Below are 22,379 nucleotides of genomic sequence, written 5' to 3' on the forward strand. Positions count from 1 at the left end.
CTTATTGTTTCGTATTTATGTTAGTAGACGCCGGCTTCCCAGAATGAAGAGCCCCATGCCGTGTTGACGCGGGTGTTACATACGATCCTGATATAGCGGGCATTTATTGGAGAAAATGCGATAGTATCATTGCCGCCGTCGGCTCCTGTTATTTGCGGAACGGCATCAAAAAAGTTAGTATTATCGTTTGAAGTTTGTATCCTGTAAGATGTTGCATAGGCGGCTTCCCAGTTAATAACAATCCTGCTTACCACCTTGCTGGCGCCCAGGTCAACTTCCCACCACTGGTTATCGGCCACATCGCCTGACCATCTCGTCGATAAGCTTCCGTCAACAGCAAGCGCCGGCGAAACCCCGTTTGTTGATGAAGTTGATGTATATGCCCCCCTGCCGGAAGCTAAATTTACAGTTGAAGGATTCATGGTGCTTATTAATTGGGCAGCCAGCATTGTAAACCCTGCTTCGGCAGTAAACCAATTGGCAGGATTGCCCGTGCCAAACGATTGGGTGTAATTCAGGTAGCTGTTTACCCGTGCACTGTCGGACATTTTGGCTGCGGCATAGCATACAAATACATTGGGATAATGAGTTACCGTATCATAAGTATGACCGGCTGACCATAGCGGGTAATAGGTATTAAATGAATTGTAAAGTGATATTGCCCTGGTTGATGCAGATGCGATAACATCATACATTACCGGGAATAATTGCCCGCCGGCATCCGGGCTAAACTTGCTCCACGAAGAATTTGGTGTGGTTGATGACGGATCATACCAGTTATACATTGTGCCATTCCATAGGTAACTCTCTATTGCACTGGTGTGTGCCGTAGTAACACCCTGGTAGTAAGTCGGGCTGCCTCCCGAAATAACATTACTTTCCAGCCAGGTAATGGCCTTAAATCCATCGTTAACTTCAGCATTGTCCATTAAGTACTTAGCGGGATAAACGTAAGATGCAATGGTTAGCCCATCGTTATTGTCAGCCCCGAAATTATTGGGAATAAGGTGTGACGAGTTATCAATGCAAGTAGTAAGCGCATTACCTATCAACGTTAGTTGGTACGAATAACCTGATAACCATGACCTATCGGCCGGAGACGCTTCGGCTAGCCGTTTGGCCAATACCAAAAATGTTGCCGCATAGGAATCGATCGAGTCATAGGTGCCATTGGTAGTTTGGGCGGCGCCAAAATAATCATAAACAGATCCCGGAATTTCAGCGCCGCTGGTCACGGGGTTAGTGGAGCCATTAAGGTGCGCCATATACCATGTCATCCATTTTTTAACTACGGTGATATTTGCTGAGGTGGGGTTTGCCAGCAGGCCCAGGCACGCTATATTTTCGAAATAAGGGCATATCCTATTGTTAGGTTCGGGCACATCCATAATTTCCCCGTCCGCCAGCTGGCATGAAGCTATGTAAGCAGCTTGTTTGATTAAAATAGGACTGTAATCAATCGGATTTAAGTTATTGTGCTTGCCCATTGAAAGAACTGCTTTTGGCGTCGCTTCAGTCTGGATTTGCTTTTTACATGAAAAAAGTAATAACGGGAGTACCCCAAAGAGCAGATACCTTTTTAATGATACATTCATGATTGTGGATTTATAGAATTGAAATTTATTTAAACTGTCAATATGTGTTTTATGCCTTTTGGCATTATTACTGGCTTTTGATTTTACTGGCAGCCATAATTACAAAAGCTGCTTCTGCGTTGTACCAATACGGTTTCTGGGTACCTGCCCGGTTGTATGACAAGATATGATTGATATATGCATCAACTCTCGTCTTGTCCTTAAAAACTGCAGCTGCATAACTTACCACTGCAAACGGGAATTGACCGGAATAAACCGTACCTGCCGACCAGGCCGGATAATTGGAATTAAAAGTATTATAGAGATCATCCGCCCGTGTTGACTGCGGATCGATTACACCTAACATCCCCGGAAATAACTGTCCAACCGCATCTGCATAAAAAGTGCTCCATTTTGAAATGGTTGCGCCTGTGGATCCATTTGCAAACCAATTGTACATGGTAGTCCGCCATAATTGGCTCTCTATCCCGGCTGAATTGGCAGCTAACAGTGTTTGGTAATGAGCCGCATCACCGTTTAAAACATTGCTTTCCAGGTAAACCATTGAACGCAATCCCTCATTTACTTCAGCGTTATCCATCAAATACTTAGCTCCGTGTACATAGGAATCAATTGATAAACCATCATTGTCATCCGCGCCAAAAGTTACCGGTATGGTGTTATTCGAATTATCCAGGCACCGTTCAAGTGCGCCGGCTACTGCATTTAGTTGTGTAGTATAGCCCGCCAGCCACCCTTTATCAGCAGGTGAAGTAACCACAAGGTCCATTGCAAGTGCTAAAAATGTTGCCGCATAGGAATCGACGGAATCATAGGTGCCATTGGTGGTTTCGGCAGCGCCCGCGTAGTCATAGATTGAGCCTGGCACTTCGGCACCGCCGGTTACAGGATTAGTAGCACCATTAAGGTGCTTCATGTACCATTCCATCCATTTTTTTACGGCGGCAATATTAGTTGCGCTGGGCTTTTTTAATAATGCCCGGGCAGAGATGTCGGCAAAATAGGGACTTATGCGGCTGCCGGGTACCGATGTGTCCATAATTGGGCCATCAGGCAACTGTGCTGCCAGGATAAAGTTTACCTGGTCGTCAATAACTTCATCATAAATTGATTTTTGGACTGGCGGCGTGGTGGTATTTACTTTAGCAGGTGTATTTGTTTTCTGGCACGAGCATATCATCAATACCCCAAACACCAAAATGTTATTTACAATTCTCATGATTTTAACAATAAAATTTAGCAACACTTGAAGTAAAGTGCCCGAATGCGGGCGCTTTACTTTTTATTTATTAATTTTTGTAAACCTCGAACTCGAAAATTGAGATAAAGTATGGCGACGAATCTTTATTAAGCAAAATTTTCACATATCGCGCGCTTACCGGTGTAAATACATTCGCATCGCTGCCGCCTGTTCCTGCGGTATTGGTATATACCGTGTTATAGGTTACATCATCGGTTGATACCTGTAATGTATAATCCGTTGCGTATGCGCCTGGATCCCAGAATACTTTTACGCTTCCTACGGTTTGAACACTGCCAAGGTCAACTTTGTACCATTGGTCGGTTAATCCGCCGGCCTGCCATAGTGAACCGTAATCACCGTCCAGCGCTCTGCCGGGGTCATTGATGCTTGCGAAAGCCGAACCTGTTTTATGAAGCGCCAGGTTTACCGGCGGCGGATCGTTATAGACTTCGAGCTCGTGGATGCCTACCGGATATAAACTGGAAACATCTTTATTTAGCAATACCTTAATATACCTGGCGGCAACTGTTTTGAAAGTGTAACCCGCATCTCCACCCGTAGCTGCGGTGTTAGCATATACTGTAGTATAGGTAACGTCGTCGCTTGATACCTGTATCGCAAAATCTGTAGCATAGGCGCCATCCCAGCTGATAAAAACACGGTTCACGTTTTTAACCGCCTGCAGGTCAACTTTAAACCATTGGTTACTTAGCCCTTTAGTTTGCCAGAAGCTACCTGTGTTCCCGTCAACCGCCAATGCCGGATCGTTGAAGTTTGCTGAACCCGAGGCTGGTTTATTAAGGGCCAGATTTGGATTGGCAACAACTACAACAGGTACAATAAACCTGAATCCGGCCAGCGAACGGGTTCCTTTGGCATTTGTTACACTTACGGTACCCGAAGTGCCGGTACCAACAACGGCTTTAATTGTGGTGTCAGATAATATTTTAAACGACGTAGCAGGCATAGAGCCAAATGACACGCCTGACGCGGTATTAAAGTTTATACCTTTTATCAGAATGGTGTCGCCAGTCTTGCCGGTATCCGGTAAAAACGATTTTATTTTCGGATTTACATCAAAAGTGATTTTGGTATTAGGGTCATAAGGTTTGGCCCCTTCTTGTTTTTTGCAGGCCACGGCCATTCCTATTAATATAGTGATGGTGACGAGTAAGTTTCTTTTCATAATTGCGCTATTTTAATTTATTTTAAAAATTTATTTCTGATTTTTAATTTTACTTAAATTGATTTTGGCAGACATTTTGGTTTGTTTATTTGACTTTTGCAATTATAAAGTTGCTTTAATCGCTTAGAAAGCCAATTTATATATAAAAATATGAACGGGACTAAGTAATAAAAAAAATTAATAACATCCAAGCAATTATTAAAATAAATTAATAATTATTAATGTCAATATGATTTTTATTAATTACAATTACTTTTATCAAATAAATTATATAATTTTACAAGCCAGGTAACCTAAACGCTGTGTAACTAAATAAACAAGAAAAAATGGGGAAGACATTTTTTGAAGAATTAAATAACGATAACGTAACAGGGGTCGCGTACAAAAACCTCAATTTAAAAAAGAGTGTACTTGCTTATTTTGCCAACGTGGGCAATGCTACGATTGCTGATCTCGGCAAGGAATTAAATTTAAGTGTACCCAAGATCACTTCGATCCTAAATGACCTGATGCTGGACGGGTTGGTGCAGGATTTCGGTAAGATCTCAGAAACCAAAGGAGGACGAAAGCCAAACACGTTCGGCCTGCTGCCGGAATCTGCGTTTTTCATAGGGGTAGATGTAAATCAAAATCATCTGAAAATTGCCTTGTCTGATCTCCAGAAAAATCTTGTCAGGATTTCCGATAATATCTCCTATCATTTGGAAAACAATATGGCGTCATTGGAAGATCTTTGCCGGCTTATAAATAATTTTATTAGCGACCTGACGATTCCTAAGGAAAAAATATTAGGCATAGGTATTAATTTGTCTGGCAGGGTTAATTATGCTACCGGGTATAGTTATAGCTTTTTTCATTTTAATGAAGAGCCGTTAAGCAAGTTAATCGAGTCGAAGGTGGGTATTCGGGTTTTCCTGGAAAACGATTCACGTTCGATGGCTTTTGGGGAGTTTAATTCCGGCGTGATCAAGGATGAAAAGGATGTTCTATTTGTCAATATGGATTATGGTATTGGCCTGGGAATAATGATAAACGGACAATTATATTATGGCAAGTCGGGCTATTCCGGGGAATTTGGCCACATGCCTTTGTTTGATAATGAACGATTATGCCGTTGCGGAAAAAAGGGGTGTCTTGAAACCGAAGCTGCCGGCTGGGCGCTTTCATGGATGTTGAAGGAAAAGTTCGAGGAAGGATCATCTTCAGTCCTTTTTGAAAATCGCAGTTCTGAAAAGGACATTACGATGGAAGACGTTATCAATGCAGCTAATAATGACGATGTTTTAGCCATAGAGTTAATAGGCAGGATCGGTGAGAATATCGGCCGTGGAATTGCACTGTTGATCAATATTTTTAACCCGGAGTTAGTTGTCCTGGGAGGTAGCCTTGCTCAAACTGGTGAATATATTACCCTGCCCATCAAAAGTGCCATACATAAATACTCACTTAGCCTTGTTAATAACGATACGCAATTGAAAGTATCTGCACTGGGGCATAGAGCAGGGATTATTGGGGCCTGTCTTCTGGTTAGGAAAAGAGTTTTATCATTGGCACAATGAACAACGATTTTTAGCGTAAATTAACTTCAGGCTTTGGTTTTAAAATATTCAAATACATTTAACTGCAACCGTCAGGCAAGATCGAGTGCGCTTAAAAGTCAATTTTTCCAGAAATCGTTGTGTTTGACCCAAAAGCAGCCATGCTGCTTTAAATCGCTCATGAGGTCGCCTTTGATAAGATCAAGCAATTTTTTTATCGCCTCCTTTGCAGATGTGCATTGGTTAAGAATCCTATTCATTCTTTGTGAGGCCTTAGTATGGTAACTTTAATTTCTGATGATTTCTCATTTCAATGAATTTTGGTGAACAATCTGTTTGGCGGGACTCCGAAAAACCTAATTGTTGCCATAAACCGTTGTTGCACAATATTTTAATTGTCAAACTGGTGCCCTAAAGATAAACAGACTGGTGTCCAATCGAATAGGGCACCAGTTAGCTTGATCTGAAATGATTAGAAATGATTTGTTTATTTTTTGGCAGAGTAGCCAAAAATGCGCTAAAAATGCATTTTAAACAGAAAAGGCGCATTTTCATGCGCCTTTTCTGTTTAAAACTTTCGACCTTTTTTCGGTCTCCGTGATCCCGCTGGGATTCGAACCCAGGACCCCAACATTAAAAGTGTTATGCTCTACCAGCTGAGCTACGGAATCTACTTTAACCGTTTCGTTTAAAGTGGTGCAAATATAGGACTATTCAACCGGGTATGCAAGCCTTATTTTAATTTATTTTTTTGCTTTATTAAGGGCTTAATATCCAGTTAACTACGGTTTAAAAATCCCTATTTTGCCTCCGTTTCCGGCTAAAAGCACCAATTTTCCATGTTTAGCCTTGCGGCAAACGTTAAAACTGGTATCATCAATTTTGGCCCATGTTTTACCACCGTCAGTAGTAATATTACTGCCTGGAGTACCGGTGGAAAGGAAAGTTCTTTCTGAAATATATTCCACACAAGATTGAAAACCTGAAGGTGGTTTGTTAGCCAGACTGTATGCCCCGGAATGTTCATCGATTGGATACCAATATTCAGCGACCGAGGTAGATAGTCCGTCTTTTTGATAGTCGCCGCCCACTATAACGGTACCATCTCCGTTCGCAACAGAAAATGCACCTTGACTTGCTTTGCCATGTAAAAGCTCTAGATCGATTTTTACCCATTTGCCTGGCGCTATTTTATCATCAATTAAAATTAAATGGCGACTTCGTTGCCCACCTGTTACTATATCTATTTCGTTAGTGGAATCTACCCTCAGGCATGTCCCGCTTGCTGCAAAGGCGGCTTCTCCGGGTAGCGCATCAGGCAAATATTTAAATGGACTCCATGTTTCACCACCATCTTTTGTTTCCATCAAAACAAACTTATTATTGATCGGGTCGCCTAAAACATAACCGTGCTTTTTATCTGCAAAATCCATCGCATCAAAAAAATAAGCAGTGTCCGCATTGCTGTATTTTACTTTCCAACTGGCGCCGCCATCTGTGGTTTTTAATATTAAGGCCGGGGTGCCTGAGCTCATGATCACGGCTTCCTTATCCGAAAACGCTTCGATATCCCTGAAGTCAGCTTTCTCAAAACTTTTTACCTGTTGCCAGTCCCATGTTTTGCCGCCGTCGGTTGTTTTGGCAACAGTACCTTTGCTGCCGCTTATCCAGGCAACGTGATCGTCCACAACAGATAAGCCACGGATACTGGTAGCATTACCCTGCTGCAGCAGGGTAATGCTTTGGGCGTTTACACCGAGGTTGAATAGTAGACACCCTGCCACTACCGCATATTTGAAAAAGTTTTTCATCATTTTAATACAATAACATTCACCCCAAGACCTACTTTGTACCTTATAACAGATAAATTTAGTTCCTAAATTACCTTATAAATCCCTTTCTGCAAATCGCCGGCGCATTTTTATATTTATTGACAAACAATTTGCCGGAAACGATTATATTTGCAACCTTGTTTACGGCGCAGGCCCGAACAAAAAATGCCCGGATGGCGAAATTGGTAAACGTTGCGGTCTCAGAAGCCGTTGAGAATTGTCTCTTGAGAGTTCGAGTCTCTCTTCGGGCACATCCTTTTTAGATGTTAGATATGAGAATTGAGATATGAGAAGCAGGCAACAGCTTTTGTCTCATATCTCAAATCTAACTTCTCAAATCTTGTAAAAGCCCAGGTGGCGAAATTGGTAGACGCACCACTTTGAGGGGGTGGCATTCGCAAGGATGTGGCAGTTCGAATCTGCTCCTGGGCACACTTCTTTTCAGTCAATAGCCTTAAGCCTAAAGTCCTGAGTCAGGAAAATTACAACAGTAAATTTATTGGCGGGTTGGACGGATAAAGATTAAATCTTATAACCTGTTAAGTATCTTTTGAGCGTTCGAGTCTCTATTTGGCAACGATCCGATCAGCTTAAGCAGCCGGTTTAAATTCATTCTGGTAAAACCATTCCAGGATTTCCACTCCGTCGCTCCAGGTAAGTTTGCCATTGGACGCAATCTGAGCTACGAAAACTGAGAGATTGTGGAGGAAAGCGCCTTTAATATCCCCCTCCAATCCCTGTAACACTTTTACAGCGCATGCTGTAATTTGCCCCGGATCGGTAAGGCCGGAGCAGCTGTCGGCAAGTTTTAATTCTGTTAATATACCCGGTAACTTGGCGCGAAGCCAGGTTTTAATTTCATCGTCGATGTCGCCGGGGATTATAGCCGTCAGAATGTCCGCGGTGGGCGAATCCACAAAGTTTTTAATGTTCTCGGTAACCTCAACGCCAATATGTATGGCGATCTGCATTTCTGCGGGGAAACTGTCGAAGAGGCTCTTGATCTCGCCCCAAATTTTTGTAATAAATGATTTTAAGCTCATTATGATTATTTTATTAAACTGATTATTTGGTGATTACACTGATTGATTTTGTTGAGACTTTTTTAGGGCTTGGTGGCACCAAAAAGCCCTGCACCGGGCGTTTTTATCGTTGAGACTGTTAGTGCAGGCCGGTTTTGACTTCCGGGAAGTTTTATTTCATCCACCTCTTTTTGCAATAAGTTAACCTGATCCTCCAGTACTTTTATGCGGATGTTATTGATCTTCGATTCTGTACTTTGCGAGCTTTTTATTTCCTGTATATCGCTTTTTAAACCGAAGTAGGTAGTCATTACAGAGGCCACAATACTGGCTGTGCTGAAAATGGTGAAAACGAGGTTTTTTATAGTTATGCCCTTTAACTCCTTATGCTCTATTGCTGTCATGATTATAAGTGTTAATGATGTGCATCTGGCTGCATAAACAATTGGCTCTCCTCACGGCGCCGTTGCACCAGTGTGTCGCATACTACTTTTTGGCCGGTTTTGGGATCGGTTATTTTATCCCAGGCTAAAAAATGAGCCGCAGCCTCAGCGTAGTTTTTTTCGTTTAGTTTTACCAGCAGAGTTGATTCTTTAAGTGCTCCGGTTCCCTCGTTATAGGTAAAAGATACCAGGGCATCAAACTGGTTTTGGCTTAATGGCACTTTCACGTAGCGGTTCACCGCATCTTCATATTGCCCCAGGGTGTTGGCAAAAAGGGCATCGGCCTGCAAGTCGTCGGCCAGTTTGTCGCCAGGCTTTACTGCCCTGCCGTCGTGGTAATGGGTTGACCCGTAACCAATAGTCCACATTCCTGCCACATCGCGGTATGCAGTTAAGCGGAGGCCTTCAAAGTTTTTGATAATCCTAAATCCGTTTTTACTTAGATTCATGTTTTTGTATTTTAGTGTTTTTTGTGAAGAAATACTGCAATCGGCAGCCGCTGGAATGACGGGAAATTATTGCGCGGAGGTAACCGTTTTTGCGGGTGTAAAAAAGTTTTTGCCCAGGTAAGCCAGGCCGGCAGCCAAAGCCACACTGCCGATTGATGGCCAGTTAATGGTTAATGAACCCGCTTTTATACTCGTTTCAATAGCGCCAATTACCGCGCCGCCTATGGCAACTAAAAGGCCTTTCCCCAGATCCTTCAGATCAAGGGAGAATAATGATGATGTTTGCATGTGTATTGTTTTTTATTTTTAAAAGTTTGCTGAAGTTTATCAGTCCGTTTTTTCGGCTGGTTTATTATTTGTTTATTTGAAAGATGGCTGATCAGGGTAAAATATTAAGTATTCAATATCTGCGCGGACTTGCAGCCCTGGGTGTTGTTTTATGCCATTATGGGTCCAATCTGGATCAATATCCTGCGTTATCGAGGATTTTTAATTTTGGCCAGGAAGGTGTACACGTATTTTTTTTAATCAGCGGCTTTATTATTGTTTATTCGCTGGATAAAGCGGGATATAAGCCAAAACAATTTTTTACTTTTTTACTCAAAAGGTCCATCCGGATAGATCCGGCCTACTTTGTGGTGATTTTACTGACGCTGGCCTTATTTAAAATTCTGTCATTTGTCCCTGACTTTCACGGACAGAGAACCCCTTTTATCCCTGGTCAATTCATTGCCCATATCTTCTACTTCATCCCATTTACAAAATATCCTTTCTACAATCACGTCTTCTGGACATTATCTGTAGAATTTCAATTTTATTTACTGATAGGGATTTTTTACTTTTTGGCAGAAAGCTATTCGTACAAACTTGTTTTTTTAATAATATTCAGTTTGACCTGCCTAATCCCTTTTGGCAACGCTGATTACCTGGTTTTAAGCTATGCGCCGATATTTGCTTTAGGTATTTCACTTTTTAACTTTTATAAAGATCGGAAATGGACGAATTTGATTTTGCCAGTGGCATTATTAGGGTTGATCGAATACAAGTTTGGTTTAGATGTTGCTGTGTTACTTTCATTTAGCTCTTTGATGATATTTTTAATAAAGTCGCTAATAAAGCCGCTGATTTTTTTTGGAAATATATCGTATTCGCTCTATCTTACTCACAGCCTTTGCTTAATTGTGTTCTTAGGTTTATCAAAAAAAACAAATCTTAGCCTTGGTCAAAATCAACTTTGGTGGCTTTTTATTGAAATTTTAATAGCTGTTTTAGTAGCGTATCTTTTTTATTTTTTAATTGAACGGCCTTCGATGATTTTATCAAAACATGTTTTTTATAAAAGAGCAAGGGATAATTAAGGATTTGTCAAAGCATACCCATTGGAATCAAGAATAGCAGGTGAGCTTAAAATATAAGAATCTAAAACACTGACATTTCCCAATAGTCTTTTTGAGCCATTGGTTGACAATGTTAAATTCAAATATGTTACTGGGTTTATGTCTTGATTTCCACTTCTTCCATATTCAAATGTATTTGATATAGAATTACATATGAGCGTGCCGATTTGCATTGGCTCTTGTTCATTTTCATATTTCGAGTAACATTCATTATTCCAAGTTGATCCAGAAATAGTGCCGTTTACCGTGTTTAGCAAGTCGAAATACCCACCCGACAGCGGCCCAGAAAAAACAACAGTTATAGCGCCAGATATCAGTATTGGGTTTGAAACTATGGTTTGCCCGCTTGTGTAAGCAAAATTTTGATTATTTGTAGTAAAACTGATTACACCTGTCCCTAGTGTATTGCCAGATGCTTTCTGATTAAGCGAAAATCCATTTCTGAACTCAATGTTGGGGTTGCCGGTGAAATCAAACCTTTTGCTATCTCCACCTAAACCAGTTACATTTCCTTCGAATAATAAATAACCACTATTTGAATTCTTAGAGAGTAAAGATGGTTGATTTGCAACAGTTACTCCAGTAACTGAAAGGGAGTATGAGGAACACTCTAAATTTCCCGAATTTTCTAAAGTTAAATTGTTGTTTACCGTTGTATTGGCGCCTAATGTCTTAACCCCAGTTCCTTGTATGTCTAAATTATAAAAAGTATTTAACGGGATTGTTAGATTCCCATTACAACAAAATCCAATGGTACTAGGCGTGGTGTTCATATAATTAAATACTCCACCAGTTGACATAGGTAGCGTATTGTTAAATAAATACAATTGCGAATTATTATTTAGCGTCGAAGAACTGTCTTCACCCGTAATTGTTCCAAAGCTGTTAATGCCATTTCCTGTAATAGTTAAGGTTATCCCCGATCCGATGAAAATATTTGCACCAAAATTGAAAGTGGATGTTCCATTTAAATTCTGGTTGTTTGTTGTGAAACTCATCAATCCAGTACCTAAATTGGATTGCTGACTGTTTTGATTTAAAGACAAGCCTCCTCTAAATTCCATATTAGGATTGCCACTTAAATTAAATCGTTTGTTATCACCTCCATTAGCAGATACAGCGCCGACAAATAAAGTGTTTCCAACGTTTGAGTTTTTGGATAGTAAAGATGGTTGATTAAAGGTTGAAGTTCCGTAAACAGTGAAACTACAATTAGATAATTCCAATATTCCGCCTGCCCCAGTATTGGGATTACCTGATAGTATAAGATTTCCATTGACAATTACATCTCCAATTAATTGAGATGTACCTGTTCCGGAAATGGTCAAATTTTGGTAAGTAGCCGGCATTACCGATTGATAAGCAGATGTGCTGACATAATTAACTGTGCCAGATGTTCCCGGAATAAAAAGAGCAATGTAATTAGAATATCCATATAGGAGCAGCTGATGGGCTGCGTTTGACATGTCTAATGAACCAACCATATTAAGTTCGCCGCTTATGTTGAGAGTCTTGGAAGACGTACCAAATATCAGATCCCCAGCCCCTGACAAGTTGTTGACGGTCAGGTTATTTACGTCTAAAATCACGCTGTTGTTTACGCAAACGTTATCGCCAGGCTGGGGGATACTGTATTTTCGTTTAGCATTACCTACCCAAATATTAGGGTTACTCCAGTTGCCATCGGCAATGGTGTACCATGTGTTTAGCTTACGCAGCATTGATAAATTAATAGGGGAAGTGGAAAGAGCGATCATTGTCGGATTATTATTTCAATAGTTAATTGGTGGGACAACCAGGCGTTTTTAGCAATTGCCGGTATTTTCGAATATTATCAGAAACTTCTCATTTTTACGGTTATGCAAACATCAGCTGTTAAGGCTGCTTTGTTGCGAACATAAATGGATATTCCACTTTCAAGGGTGATCACCCTGTTGCCTGCCAGGTCAAGATCGAATAGTTGAGGGGCAAGGGCTGCAAGTGATGCCAATTGTGTGCTGCCATTGTTACCCGCGCTGGCAGGTATTTGAATTTGTGTACGGTTGTTCGCTTCTGTTGAATTTGAGCCGGTAGCGCAAATTATTATATCAAAATTGATAGTGTTTGACTGGTAATTTCTAAACAGGACGTCTAATGCAATACTAGCATTACTTCCGCCAGTTGCTACCAGGGTATCGGTATTGATTGCCAGACCTGATGCCAATTGCGTTGCGGGGTAGGTGCCAGTCAACGTCGCAAATGAAGTAGTATTTGATGAACTTGTCATAATGTGGTTTGATAAAAGTTGTAAGAGAAATTAGAGGATCCGCCCCCGCTGGTTGGCGGGTTTATCCATTGGGTATCGTAGTTTGTATTTGATGTTTTGGCCAGTATTTGCCCGGTTGTGCCGCCCGACGGGAGTATTTTTCCGGAAATAGAGGTGACTTGCGCCTGCAGCTTTCCGATGGCGGCGAGGACGCTGTCGGTAGCCGTTACCGCCGAAACGGTGCCGAAGCTGATACCTGTAAGTACTACTGCCAATACCCGCGCGGCAGTGAAATAAAGGTGAGTGCTTCCTTCTGGGACAGCATCGGTACTCCCCGGCGAAGCTACTAACTGGATATAAGTTGATCCGCTCCACCGGTATTCGTAATTGGTATCGGTGGCAACGTAAATAATATTAGCTGCTCCCGTGGCCGGGAAGGCGGATAAGCTTGAGAACTCCTGCACTTCATCCACATAAGCCGGTAATTGCGCCGAAGGCACTTTGCCGGTACTGTCTAATGAAGCATATCCGTTTGGCTGGCCCTTAGTGGCAATGTTCTCGGGGGTATATCCCAGGGAGTTTTGTTTTGCAGCAAGGGCCGTTGCCATATTGGGATTGTCGCCGGGCTGACCGGAGAGGTTGGCAAATGAGTTATCCTCCCATGTGGTATTAAAATCTGTACCGTCTGCTTTTACCAATATTTGGCCCGCTGTTCCCCCGGTTTGTATGCCCGTACCAATCAGCGAAATGCCATCGCCCCAAACACCGGCCGTTTTGGGTCCATATAGTACATAGGTGCTGGTATTGATATAAAAATTGCCGTTAATGCCTGTGGTACTGTTCGACGGCACTGTGGTGCCAAATAAAATGGTGTTGCCGTTGGTTCCGTTGGTGCCGTTTGTCCCGGCTGTGCCTTGCGGCCCCTGCGGCCCGGTGGCCATTGAAAATACCTGGGCCCAGGTACCCGATGCTTTTTGATAAAAAATACCGGTTAAGGTATTGATGTAACTATCGGAGTTTTTGCCGGTGGCTGATCCCGGCACACCTGCACCGTAAAGTAAGGTGCCATCGGCGGCATTTGCTGCAGGAAGGGTGTAAACCACCGTCCAGGTGCCGGATACCTTTTGTGCAAAGGAACCCGCTGGCGTATTTACAAATACATCGCCATTATTGCCGCTGGTGTTTTGAGGCAGCACAGTGCCAAAGGAAATTTTAGCACCCGTACTCAGGTTTGCTTCTAAAAACTGAAGCAACAGGGTAAAGGTGTATTGGTAGTCGGTGCCGCCATCTACCAGTACCGAAACGTCGGCCGCGCTGATGGAGGAAGCTACAGGTAATTCGCTTATTTTTTTATCGGTTGGCATAGTATTTTTTATTTAGGATGAAAATGATTTCACCGATTAGATATTTTTATATCCTGTAAAATTCTTTCAATCGTGCACAGTGTTGTGTTATTGTTAAATTGAGAGGTAGTCTTGATTGTCAAGCCTTTATTCTAAAACGGAATGCGAGCAAAAGCTAACTTGGGACTTCCGACTCAAGACTATCGACTTAACTCTAGTTCATGAATGCTGTTATAGGCAGGTAGCTATCGGCGCCAGAAGGATCATATCCTGACGGGAAGTTGAAACTGGTGCGGTCGACACTGCGGATCCGCGGGCCCGACTGGCGGCTGCTTTTGTTTTTGCCATTGTACCGCCATAAAGGGAAATCGTCTTTATTATCCCACAAAAATTTCTCCACCTCGTTAGCATGGGCATTGGCTACACTACGCTGTTGTTGCACCAGTTTTACAATATCCTTCGGTGCAACCGGGTCGCCCATATCGTGGTGTTTTATAACCGGGCCTGTAGCCGTATAATGTACTGCATCAGCTTCAATAAACCTTGCGAAGGTGAAGTAAACCAATGTTGGCAGCAGGCCTTCGTACAAAACAATATGACCGTATTTATCCAGGTATTCGCTGCCGTTTAGCAGGTCTTTGTAAGGCTGTGGCGCAGTATCCTGCAGGGTGCCATCGCTGTTGAAATGCTGGAGGAAGTCGTAATACAAGGCATGACCCAAAAATGGTTTCAGGTCGAGGTCCTGTGCTTTTTTGATGAAAACGTTAAGGCGTTCAGGCTTTATATTGACAGAGATATCCTCGTAATTTTGAAATGTAGTTTGGTTGATGAGATAAATGGTATTCATGGGGATTGGTTGATTAAGTTGATTGAGAGAGTGGTTGATTGAGTTTTTAAAAAGCCGAATGATTAACTCAATCAACCTAATCCAACCCAATCAACTACTCACTAATTAAAGGCACATCGCCTCTGCCTCGGTTTGCTTAAAGCCATAAACATAAACCAGTGTGGCTATTTTGTTTTGGGCCGGTATATCGGCAAGCAGTAGTTGATTAATACTTGCGCCGGCTTTTATACCGGTAATATCATCGGCGACGTTGGCGGGTACCGGTAATATATTCCAATTATCAGCTGGGTTAATATCCAGGTAAAAGTGGCTGAATATTTCGGCAAAGGTTTCCGATAACTCCAGCCTGTCGGGGGCAGTATTGTCATTAAACTCGGTGATAGCCGCTTTCTTTTCGCCGCCGTTGCTTAAGCCTGAAGTGCCTTCGGAATTAATGAGTTCTTTTGGGATAGAAAAGCCTTTAATTATCCGGGCCTCTACCGATTTTTCCGTTGTTTCAAAAAGCTTATCGTTGTTTTGGATGGAGTAAGGTTTAAATTCCGGTTTGGAGGTTTCGTCTTCATACTCAATAACAATGATCTTTTGCGCACTTTTCGCCCCCTGGAACGATCCCAGGTCTTTTTCCAGCTGCGATGGCATGTTGGTGTACGGCAATTCCTCATTATCGGGGGCGCTGTTATCAGCTTCTTCCCTGCGGGCCTGCATAAAAAGCATGGTGCTGGGTAAAAAGCCGGTGGTTACTTCGCGGTTGTTAAAGATCTTTATGCCGGCTTCGGTCTCAAAATCTTCCCAAACAGAATCCGCTTCAATCAGCGGGTAATCGTCCACCTCCGGGTTATAGTAAAAAAGTTGCCCTTTGTATTTATCCCAGCCGCCTGCGGCCAATACCTGGTTTTTAATAGTTTGTTCGTCAGGATTGTATTTATCCAGGAAGGTGATCTTGCTGCGCATGATGTTCTTCCAGGTTTTGCGGCCCCAGTCAGAATATATGGCGTATTTATCTGCAGTGTCAGGAAAATCAGTATCACCCAGGCGGATATCCTCGAACTTAACATAATTTACCGAGGCTATTTTAAAATTGGCATTGTAATTTACATGGATGCCAAAGCCAGTGAACAAAGCCTTATCAGTAGCTACAGCCTTTAACAGTTTGGCCAGCGTCAAACCTTTTGGGTTGATGATCTGCTTGCCCAGGCCGGGTTCTTCAAAACCATTTCCGCCTATAAACTTGGCCCTTTTGGTCCAGCAATCTTTAGCGGTAGGGGAGGCGGCTACCAGTTCGAGCATGCGTTGCGGATAGGCATTATCCAGGTCGTAATTGAGTATGCCGAAGGTTTGATTCGGCCTTACAAATATCCTCCGCTCTATTTGTGGCAGGTATGTTTTCATAGTATGTTGTTGTAATGTTGGAAGGTTGAAAAGTTGGAATGTTATTTTTCCGGTTGATATTCTTGCTGATCGGCTTCGGATGGCGTTGTTTCTGTTTCCTTTTTAATGTTTTCCGAAGAAACGTTTTCAAGCATTTCAACCTTACAACTTTCCAACCTTTCAACAAACAACCCGGCTATGTGCGGATACTTTTCCAGGTACCATTCGGCCTCCTCATCACTCAGGTTATCGTTGTCGTGAATCGCAGGGGATCCAGATGCGAACTGGTGCTTTCCGGGTTTTAGTGTGTATTTCTTTGTCATTGGTTTTGGTTCATAGTTCATTAAGCCCCTCTAAATCTCCTCCGCCGGTTGGCGGAGAGACTTTTGGTTTGCGGTTTTTTTAAAGCCCTCCCAACCGGGGAGGGTTGGGAGGGGCACATTTACTATGCAGCTACCAAAGCTTCAATTGCAGCAAGCGTGCTGGCGTAAGTGGCCGTGCCACTGGGTGGCGCGATGGATACAGCGCGTGGCGGGTAGGGCTCCCTCAGTTTATCGGGATTGGTGAGTTTAAGCTTGTAGCCGCCATCTACGGTTTCGTCGGCCGCGCTGCGCTCTGCATCGGTGAGGATCAAACCATTTACCGCGCCGAACAATTCAATGGCCGAATCGCTGGAGTTGTAGTTGTTAATGACGATGGCGCGGGTACGACCATAGCCCATAGCCATCAGCTGTGTTTTTATGTCGACAGAAAAACCGGCAACGTTAAAGTCTATTTCCTCGGTATAACGTGGTCCTACGGAAGTTTTAGCCAGCTTGGACAGTGTGTTGAAACTGTTATTAGTGCCTTCGAATTTATAGATCTTGGCGGTGCCTACAGCGGTAATTCCGGTTACGATGAGCGGGTTGGTGGTATCATAGGTGAGTGTGAAATCATCCTGGTTAAAGATGTAGATCACATCCTCAATACCTGCAGTTACAGGCGATGCAGTTCCTAAACTGAACCCTGCATTTATTTTATTGTAGATTGACATGTGTTTTGTTGATTAAGTTGGATTGGGTTGATTAAGTTGATTGGGTTGAATAGGTTAATTAAGTTAGCAGGAGGTTGGGCGTCTTTAACTCAATCAACCACTCACTCAATCAACCTAATCAACTGCGCTACGCGCTCAAATAAAATATCTCGTTAGCAAATTTGAAGTTAACGGCCGCTTTCATGCGGGCTTTCATGCGTACCACGTTATCGTTGGTATAAGGCTTCATGTAAACGGTTGAAAGTTCTGAAGCATCGCCCAATAAATCGACCCCCAAAAACAGGTTGGATGAGCGTGCACCTAAAATGGTATTTGCCTGCCAGTGGTTCATGATCTGTAACGGGATACCCAGGTAATCCATCTTTTTCATGTCGGTAAAGGCATTGATAACGTTGAGCGCTTTGTTAGCCTGTGCCTGTGCAAAGGCATAACCAACATGCAAGGGAACCTGCAGGTTAAAATCGTCCTGGATACGGTCGGCCGGATCGAGTTGCGCATAAACGCCACCCAAAACAGATAGCACGTTGCTTACGTTGATGTAGCTGACAGTTGCGGCAGTTGATGTGCCGGTAAAAGTTGCTGCCAGGCGGCTGTTCACTTCGTTGTAGTTACGCACCAGTTTAAAAGTGGTGGCGCTTGCTATCTGGATGAAGTAGGATTGACCCTGGATTGAGATGCCCGGAGCGCCGTTGGTGGTATCTTTGCTCGAACCGGTTACAGCGGTGATGGTTACTACGTCGCCATCAGCTAAGGTTGATGTGTCCGAAACGGTTACCAAACCTGTCGCGTCAATTGATGTTGCGGCCATGGATGTAGCCGGTTTGCCTAAGCCAACTTTGTAAACGCCTGATGCAGCTGCAATAGACGGCAATAAACCCGGGAACGCCGCTGTAAAACTTGCCTCTTTGGTTGAGCCTTTACCCAGCCAGTACAAACGCTCGTTGGCTATTTGTATTTTGGTAAGGTAACGCTGTACCATAAAGTCCGACAGGTCCACAACGCCTTCATAATCTAAAAAGGCGCCAGGCTTAAGGCTTTGTGCTTCCCAGCTTTGTATCAGCTTATCCCATTGTTCCTGTTTCATAAATTCGTACACTACCGGGTCAAGGTAGCTTTCGTTTTGCAGGGCGGTGGTTCCCTGGTCGTGAAATATGCCCGATGGGTCCTGTAAAACCACGTTGTCGTCAACATCAAGTATCACCTTGCGGGCTTTAACGTCGTTAATAACGGTCAGCAATCCTCGCTTAACGGAATCCGCTTCCAAAAGCGTGCTGGCCATAAACCCGGCCAGCGCTTCGCCGGCATAGGTGTTGTTTGTAAATGTAAATTGAGCCATTTGTTTTTTGTTGTAATGTTGGAATGTTTTAAGGTTGTAATGTTTTTGTGGGTGAGTTTGGAATGCTGGAAGGTTGCAATGCTGATTGAGTGAATTTTAAAGATGTTGTTCTTTTAACATTACAACATTTCAACCTTGCAACAGCTATTTCGCTACCGCTTTCCTTACCGCATTTTGCGCCAATGCAGTTTGTGGAGCAAAGAAAGGCACGGGTTCGGTTTTGGCTTTGTTGCTGCGTTTGGAGCCTTCGGGACTGAAATCCGAGCGGATCTCGTTTTTTACCTCTTCGCGTGTTTTTTTAAGGCGAAGGTTTGCAGCTTCAAGCGCATCTTTGGCTTCGTTTAACAGTGCATTTTGCGCATGTAATTTTGCTTTGATGGATTGCAGTTTGTTTTGAACGTCCACCGGTTTTTTAGCAGCTTTAAACTTATCTGATGGTGCGCTGTCATCATCGTCATCCGCGTCAGGAACAGCATCAGGGTCAGCTGTTGGTGGGGTGATCTTTTGCACCTGGCCGCCCTGCACCGCTATTTTGCTGCCGCTTGCAGTGGTGTAACAATCGCTGGCTGCGGGGCTGCTCATGTCTTCGTCGTTGTAAACTTCGGTGCCTTCATCCAGTTCGCCGGCGTGGTGCAGTGTGCCTTTGTCCGTAATGGTTTGTTTGTTTACTACCTTCTTAAAGAAGTTCATAATCTTATCCAAAACCGACGTGGTTTTTTCGATAAGTTCTTTGTTTTCGATGTTCATGTTGCTTTTTTTGGTTAAGATTTTGTTGATATAGCGCTGGTAAAATACCGGTGCCGTGTTTACATAGTTTTTAATGAGTGCGCTGTTTGTAATGTCGGCGCTGTAGTCTTCTACCTGGTCAATAAAACCCAGGTCGAGCGCCTGGTCGGCAGATAACCAGGTGACGGCGTTGATTAAGCTATTGATAGTAACGCCGTCCAACCCGGTTTTGTCCATATAGATCTGCGCCAAACGCGCCTGCACTATATTCAACATCTGCACATCTTTTAAAAGTTCATCGGCATTGCCGCCGGTACCCACCATCGGCTTGTGGATCATCAGCAATGCATATTTGCTCATCACCACCTGTTGGCCGCCCATGGCCACAATAGAAGCCGCCGAAGCAGCCAACGCATCGATATAAGTGATCACATTGCCATTGTATTTTTTAAGCAGATCATAAATGGCGATGGCATCAAAAGCGCTGCCGCCAACCGAGCTGATATGCACTTCCACATCCTGACCGGCTGCCGCTTCCAATTGCGATTGCACGTAGGTTGATGATAAGGTACCGGAGCCGATGCAATCGGTATCTGTGTCGTATAGGTATATTTTGTAGGTCATGTGTTTTATTTTTAGTCGGGAAAGTCCGAAAAGTCGGGAAAGTCCGAAAGACAAAGTAGTTTCGTTTTTGGAGTCCAATGGAAACAATCAGGCTAAATGTTTAATATGCTGATTGGCATAATTTAAAGATCAGAACAATATTTGTCTGAACCTGGATTGAACTGATTTTTATGATGTAGTTGATGATTGATTGATATTATCAACTGATTAAAACAAAGGTCGGAACAATATTTCAAATAAGTGCTGACACTGTTTTGTCAGTACTTTTGTCTGGACATGACTTTTAAGATTTTAACAATTTACATGATTCTGATTTTGAACTGAAGCGTTATGAACCTATAATTGGCTAAATCCTGATAATCCATTCAATCATAAAAATCGTGTTCAGACAACGGATTAAAACAAAGGTCGGAACAATATTTCAAATAAGTGCTGACACTGTTTTGTCAGTACTTTTGTCTGAACATGATTTTTAGGATTTTAACGATTGATATGATTTTGAGTTGAAGCGTCCACTGGCTAAATCTTGATAATCCATTCACTCTTAAAAATCGTGTTCAGGCAACTGATTAAAACAAAGGTCGGAACAATATTTCAAATAAGTGCTGACACTGTTTTGTCAGTACTTTTGTCTGAACATGATTTTTAGGATTTTAACGATTGATATGATTTTGAGTTGAAGCGTCCACTGGCTAAATCTTGATAATCCATTCACTCTTAAAAATCGTGTTCAGACAACTGATTAAAACAAAGGTCAGAACAATATTTCAAATAAGTGCTGACACTGTTTTGTCAGTACTTATTTTGTTCGGAACCGGTAATGCTAAAGCCAGTGTTGCTTAGTTTACACTTCTTCTTAAATCCCTCCCCTGTTGGAGAAGGATCTGAAGAAGCTAACTAAACTAAACTAAAACTATTTTTATATACTATTTGGTTCTTTTGTTAATTGATCGGTTTAAAGATGCGGCTCCAGCGGATCTTGTGGAAGAAATCCTGGGTAGAGTCGATACTCATCACAGTAATGATGGCTTTGCCGATGATATGATCTTCGGGTACATAGCCCCAAAAACGTGAGTCTAAGGAATCGTGGCGGTTGTCGCCCATCATCCAGTAGTAATTCATTTTAAAGGTATAACTGCCGGCTTTTTTACCGTTGATCATAATAGTTTTGCCGGTGGTATCTACCTTATTGTGTTCGTACACTTCAATAGCGCGCCGATAAAGTGCAAGCGTCGAATCATTAAGGGTTACAGTCCAGCCTTTTTTTGGCAATTTCAACGGGCCGAAGTTGTCGATATTCCATTTAAAACGGGCATTATGCGGAAATACCTGCGGATCTGCCTGCCCTGCAGGTTGCAATTCTTTAACCACGCTCTTAACATTCGAAAAGCTTTTGATAGCTGCCACATTTTGCGTAGGAATCAACATTTCGTAAGTGTTAGCTACCAGGCCGTTATTTGCTGTAACACCAAGGTCCTGTAGTGTTTGTGGGTTTATATCGCGCCCGTCGGTAGTAACTGTATAATTGGTTTGTGCCATTGGTGCATTTGGTGCCGCTTTGCCATTGATGAATACTTGCGCATCTACTATGGAAAGGACGTCGCCGGGGGCCGCCTGGCAACGTTTAATCAAAGTTGTTCGTTGGTCTACAGGGATATTTTGATCTGCTTCCTCTGGCTTATTAAACACTACGATATCGCTCTTTTTCGGATCAGTAAAGCCCGGCAAACGCAAATAAGGCAGCTGGATAGCGTCCCAATAGGTTTTAATACCAAACATAATGGGTTCGGTAAAAGGGATGGATAAAAGGGTATTTGGCATACGTGCGCCATAACTGCATTTGCTTACAAAAAGGTAGTCGCCGGTTAATTCTGTACCCTCCATTGATCCGGACGGGATTGCATAGGCTGAAAACAATAAACCACGGATAATAGTAGCTGCTACCACTGCAAAAACAATAGCATCCAGCCATTCGCGGGCTTTGGTCTTTTTGGGTTTTGGCTTGGTTGAATCTTTTTTCTGCAGAAATTTCCAGTTCATGATAAACGGTGTTTATCATTTAGATAGCTGGTGGGTGGTATTTGTTACAGGAAAATAAGCTTTTTTGCCCTTTGTAGATTAAATGGAGCTCACAGTTAAACTGCTTAAAGCT

At 42.8% G+C, this 22,379-nt stretch carries 21 protein-coding genes and 3 tRNA genes; 4 read left to right on the top strand and 20 right to left on the bottom strand.

Going from position 1 to position 22,379, the window contains the following annotated elements; genetic code table 11:
* Positions 1-20: 20 nt before the first annotated feature.
* The 3 genes from MgSA37_RS05440 to MgSA37_RS05450 form a co-directional block, all read right to left on the bottom strand.
* On the bottom strand, positions 21-1,595 hold the full coding sequence (locus tag MgSA37_RS05440) for a discoidin domain-containing protein (protein WP_096350214.1): 1,575 nt from the start codon (positions 1,593-1,595) through the stop codon (positions 21-23).
* A gap of 67 nt (positions 1,596-1,662) precedes the next feature.
* Complete coding sequence (locus MgSA37_RS05445) at positions 1,663-2,814, bottom strand: hypothetical protein (protein ID WP_096350215.1); 1,152 nt, start codon at positions 2,812-2,814, stop codon at positions 1,663-1,665.
* Between the two features lie 70 nt (positions 2,815-2,884).
* Positions 2,885-4,024: a galactose-binding domain-containing protein gene (locus MgSA37_RS05450; protein ID WP_096350216.1), complete on the bottom strand. Its 1,140-nt coding sequence runs from the start codon at positions 4,022-4,024 to the stop codon at positions 2,885-2,887.
* A 326-nt stretch (positions 4,025-4,350) separates the two neighbouring features.
* Here MgSA37_RS05450 and MgSA37_RS05455 point away from each other — a divergent pair, with 326 nt between their 5' ends.
* The gene (locus MgSA37_RS05455) at positions 4,351-5,583 is read left to right on the top strand and encodes an ROK family protein (protein ID WP_096350217.1); all 1,233 of its coding nucleotides are present in this window, start codon (positions 4,351-4,353) and stop codon (positions 5,581-5,583) included.
* A gap of 98 nt (positions 5,584-5,681) precedes the next feature.
* Here MgSA37_RS05455 and MgSA37_RS28110 read toward each other — a convergent pair whose 3' ends face one another.
* The 3 genes from MgSA37_RS28110 to MgSA37_RS05465 form a co-directional block, all read right to left on the bottom strand.
* Complete coding sequence (locus MgSA37_RS28110) at positions 5,682-5,822, bottom strand: hypothetical protein (protein ID WP_157750449.1); 141 nt, start codon at positions 5,820-5,822, stop codon at positions 5,682-5,684.
* A gap of 338 nt (positions 5,823-6,160) precedes the next feature.
* Positions 6,161-6,233: transfer RNA gene (locus MgSA37_RS05460), tRNA-Lys, on the bottom strand.
* 111 nt (positions 6,234-6,344) lie between these two features.
* Entirely contained in the window at positions 6,345-7,376 is a 1,032-nt protein-coding gene (locus MgSA37_RS05465; protein ID WP_096350218.1) for a WD40/YVTN/BNR-like repeat-containing protein, read from the bottom strand.
* Between the two features lie 185 nt (positions 7,377-7,561).
* On the opposite strand from MgSA37_RS05465, the gene MgSA37_RS05470 reads away from it, so the two are divergent.
* A tRNA-Leu gene (locus MgSA37_RS05470) sits at positions 7,562-7,645 on the top strand.
* 97 nt (positions 7,646-7,742) lie between these two features.
* Positions 7,743-7,826 (top strand) — tRNA-Leu (locus MgSA37_RS05475).
* A 158-nt stretch (positions 7,827-7,984) separates the two neighbouring features.
* Here MgSA37_RS05475 and MgSA37_RS05480 read toward each other — a convergent pair.
* The 4 genes from MgSA37_RS05480 to MgSA37_RS05495 all read right to left on the bottom strand — a co-directional run bounded on the left by MgSA37_RS05480 (position 7,985) and on the right by MgSA37_RS05495 (position 9,596).
* Positions 7,985-8,437, bottom strand: a complete 453-nt coding sequence (locus tag MgSA37_RS05480) for a hypothetical protein (RefSeq protein WP_096350219.1) — start codon at positions 8,435-8,437, stop codon at positions 7,985-7,987.
* A 62-nt stretch (positions 8,438-8,499) separates the two neighbouring features.
* Positions 8,500-8,820 (bottom strand): hypothetical protein, encoded by a 321-nt coding sequence (locus MgSA37_RS05485; RefSeq protein WP_096350220.1) that lies wholly within the window; start codon positions 8,818-8,820, stop codon positions 8,500-8,502.
* A gap of 11 nt (positions 8,821-8,831) precedes the next feature.
* Entirely contained in the window at positions 8,832-9,308 is a 477-nt protein-coding gene (locus tag MgSA37_RS05490; protein ID WP_096350221.1) for a lysozyme, read from the bottom strand.
* 66 nt (positions 9,309-9,374) lie between these two features.
* Positions 9,375-9,596, bottom strand: coding sequence for a hypothetical protein (locus MgSA37_RS05495; RefSeq protein ID WP_096350222.1), 222 nt, complete (start codon positions 9,594-9,596; stop codon positions 9,375-9,377).
* Between the two features lie 83 nt (positions 9,597-9,679).
* Here MgSA37_RS05495 and MgSA37_RS05500 point away from each other — a divergent pair, with 83 nt between their 5' ends.
* Positions 9,680-10,666 carry an acyltransferase family protein gene (locus tag MgSA37_RS05500; protein ID WP_096350223.1) on the top strand — a complete coding sequence of 329 codons (987 nt, stop codon included), beginning with the start codon at positions 9,680-9,682 and terminating at the stop codon, positions 10,664-10,666.
* Here the strand turns inward: MgSA37_RS05500 and MgSA37_RS05505 are convergent.
* The 10 genes from MgSA37_RS05505 to lepB all read right to left on the bottom strand — a co-directional run bounded on the left by MgSA37_RS05505 (position 10,663) and on the right by lepB (position 22,267).
* Positions 10,663-12,462 (bottom strand): autotransporter outer membrane beta-barrel domain-containing protein, encoded by a 1,800-nt coding sequence (locus MgSA37_RS05505; protein ID WP_157750450.1) that lies wholly within the window; start codon positions 12,460-12,462, stop codon positions 10,663-10,665. The genes MgSA37_RS05500 and MgSA37_RS05505 overlap by 4 nt on opposite strands.
* A gap of 77 nt (positions 12,463-12,539) precedes the next feature.
* Positions 12,540-12,971, bottom strand: coding sequence for a hypothetical protein (locus tag MgSA37_RS05510; RefSeq protein ID WP_096350225.1), 432 nt, complete (start codon positions 12,969-12,971; stop codon positions 12,540-12,542).
* Complete coding sequence (locus MgSA37_RS05515) at positions 12,968-14,314, bottom strand: hypothetical protein (protein WP_096350226.1); 1,347 nt, start codon at positions 14,312-14,314, stop codon at positions 12,968-12,970. The genes MgSA37_RS05510 and MgSA37_RS05515 overlap by 4 nt, the downstream gene beginning before the upstream one ends.
* A 193-nt stretch (positions 14,315-14,507) precedes the next feature.
* Complete coding sequence (locus MgSA37_RS05520) at positions 14,508-15,140, bottom strand: DUF6712 family protein (protein ID WP_096350227.1); 633 nt, start codon at positions 15,138-15,140, stop codon at positions 14,508-14,510.
* Between the two features lie 105 nt (positions 15,141-15,245).
* A complete protein-coding gene (locus MgSA37_RS05525; protein ID WP_096350228.1) occupies positions 15,246-16,529 on the bottom strand; it encodes a hypothetical protein in 1,284 nt (427 codons plus the stop codon).
* Positions 16,530-16,570: 41 nt separating this feature from the next.
* Positions 16,571-16,831, bottom strand: a complete 261-nt coding sequence (locus MgSA37_RS05530) for a hypothetical protein (protein ID WP_096350229.1) — start codon at positions 16,829-16,831, stop codon at positions 16,571-16,573.
* Between the two features lie 122 nt (positions 16,832-16,953).
* Positions 16,954-17,541 carry a hypothetical protein gene (locus MgSA37_RS05535; RefSeq protein WP_096350230.1) on the bottom strand — a complete coding sequence of 196 codons (588 nt, stop codon included), beginning with the start codon at positions 17,539-17,541 and terminating at the stop codon, positions 16,954-16,956.
* Between the two features lie 127 nt (positions 17,542-17,668).
* Positions 17,669-18,877 carry a hypothetical protein gene (locus MgSA37_RS05540; RefSeq protein WP_096350231.1) on the bottom strand — a complete coding sequence of 403 codons (1,209 nt, stop codon included), beginning with the start codon at positions 18,875-18,877 and terminating at the stop codon, positions 17,669-17,671.
* Between the two features lie 144 nt (positions 18,878-19,021).
* The gene (locus MgSA37_RS05545; RefSeq protein ID WP_096350232.1) at positions 19,022-20,227 is read right to left on the bottom strand and encodes a head maturation protease, ClpP-related; all 1,206 of its coding nucleotides are present in this window, start codon (positions 20,225-20,227) and stop codon (positions 19,022-19,024) included.
* Between the two features lie 942 nt (positions 20,228-21,169).
* Entirely contained in the window at positions 21,170-22,267 is a 1,098-nt protein-coding gene (gene lepB, locus MgSA37_RS05550) for a signal peptidase I (protein ID WP_096350233.1), read from the bottom strand.
* Positions 22,268-22,379 lie beyond the last annotated feature (112 nt).

The organism is Mucilaginibacter gotjawali, from assembly GCF_002355435.1.
GTDB classification, from domain to species: domain Bacteria; phylum Bacteroidota; class Bacteroidia; order Sphingobacteriales; family Sphingobacteriaceae; genus Mucilaginibacter; species Mucilaginibacter gotjawali.

Excerpts from the sequence above, each read along its gene's own strand:
- MgSA37_RS05440 (WP_096350214.1), bottom strand. The coding sequence starts at position 1,595 with ATGAATGTATCATTAAAAAGGTATCTGCTCTTTGGGGTACTCCCGTTA.
- MgSA37_RS05445 (WP_096350215.1), bottom strand. The coding sequence starts at position 2,814 with ATGAGAATTGTAAATAACATTTTGGTGTTTGGGGTATTGATGATATGC.
- MgSA37_RS05450 (WP_096350216.1), bottom strand. The coding sequence starts at position 4,024 with ATGAAAAGAAACTTACTCGTCACCATCACTATATTAATAGGAATGGCC.
- MgSA37_RS05455 (WP_096350217.1), top strand. The coding sequence starts at position 4,351 with ATGGGGAAGACATTTTTTGAAGAATTAAATAACGATAACGTAACAGGG.
- MgSA37_RS28110 (WP_157750449.1), bottom strand. The coding sequence starts at position 5,822 with ATGAATAGGATTCTTAACCAATGCACATCTGCAAAGGAGGCGATAAAA.
- MgSA37_RS05465 (WP_096350218.1), bottom strand. The coding sequence starts at position 7,376 with ATGATGAAAAACTTTTTCAAATATGCGGTAGTGGCAGGGTGTCTACTA.
- MgSA37_RS05480 (WP_096350219.1), bottom strand. The coding sequence starts at position 8,437 with ATGAGCTTAAAATCATTTATTACAAAAATTTGGGGCGAGATCAAGAGC.
- MgSA37_RS05485 (WP_096350220.1), bottom strand. The coding sequence starts at position 8,820 with ATGACAGCAATAGAGCATAAGGAGTTAAAGGGCATAACTATAAAAAAC.
- MgSA37_RS05490 (WP_096350221.1), bottom strand. The coding sequence starts at position 9,308 with ATGAATCTAAGTAAAAACGGATTTAGGATTATCAAAAACTTTGAAGGC.
- MgSA37_RS05495 (WP_096350222.1), bottom strand. The coding sequence starts at position 9,596 with ATGCAAACATCATCATTATTCTCCCTTGATCTGAAGGATCTGGGGAAA.
- MgSA37_RS05500 (WP_096350223.1), top strand. The coding sequence starts at position 9,680 with ATGGCTGATCAGGGTAAAATATTAAGTATTCAATATCTGCGCGGACTT.
- MgSA37_RS05505 (WP_157750450.1), bottom strand. The coding sequence starts at position 12,462 with ATGATCGCTCTTTCCACTTCCCCTATTAATTTATCAATGCTGCGTAAG.
- MgSA37_RS05510 (WP_096350225.1), bottom strand. The coding sequence starts at position 12,971 with ATGACAAGTTCATCAAATACTACTTCATTTGCGACGTTGACTGGCACC.
- MgSA37_RS05515 (WP_096350226.1), bottom strand. The coding sequence starts at position 14,314 with ATGCCAACCGATAAAAAAATAAGCGAATTACCTGTAGCTTCCTCCATC.
- MgSA37_RS05520 (WP_096350227.1), bottom strand. The coding sequence starts at position 15,140 with ATGAATACCATTTATCTCATCAACCAAACTACATTTCAAAATTACGAG.
- MgSA37_RS05525 (WP_096350228.1), bottom strand. The coding sequence starts at position 16,529 with ATGAAAACATACCTGCCACAAATAGAGCGGAGGATATTTGTAAGGCCG.
- MgSA37_RS05530 (WP_096350229.1), bottom strand. The coding sequence starts at position 16,831 with ATGACAAAGAAATACACACTAAAACCCGGAAAGCACCAGTTCGCATCT.
- MgSA37_RS05535 (WP_096350230.1), bottom strand. The coding sequence starts at position 17,541 with ATGTCAATCTACAATAAAATAAATGCAGGGTTCAGTTTAGGAACTGCA.
- MgSA37_RS05540 (WP_096350231.1), bottom strand. The coding sequence starts at position 18,877 with ATGGCTCAATTTACATTTACAAACAACACCTATGCCGGCGAAGCGCTG.
- MgSA37_RS05545 (WP_096350232.1), bottom strand. The coding sequence starts at position 20,227 with ATGACCTACAAAATATACCTATACGACACAGATACCGATTGCATCGGC.
- lepB (WP_096350233.1), bottom strand. The coding sequence starts at position 22,267 with ATGAACTGGAAATTTCTGCAGAAAAAAGATTCAACCAAGCCAAAACCC.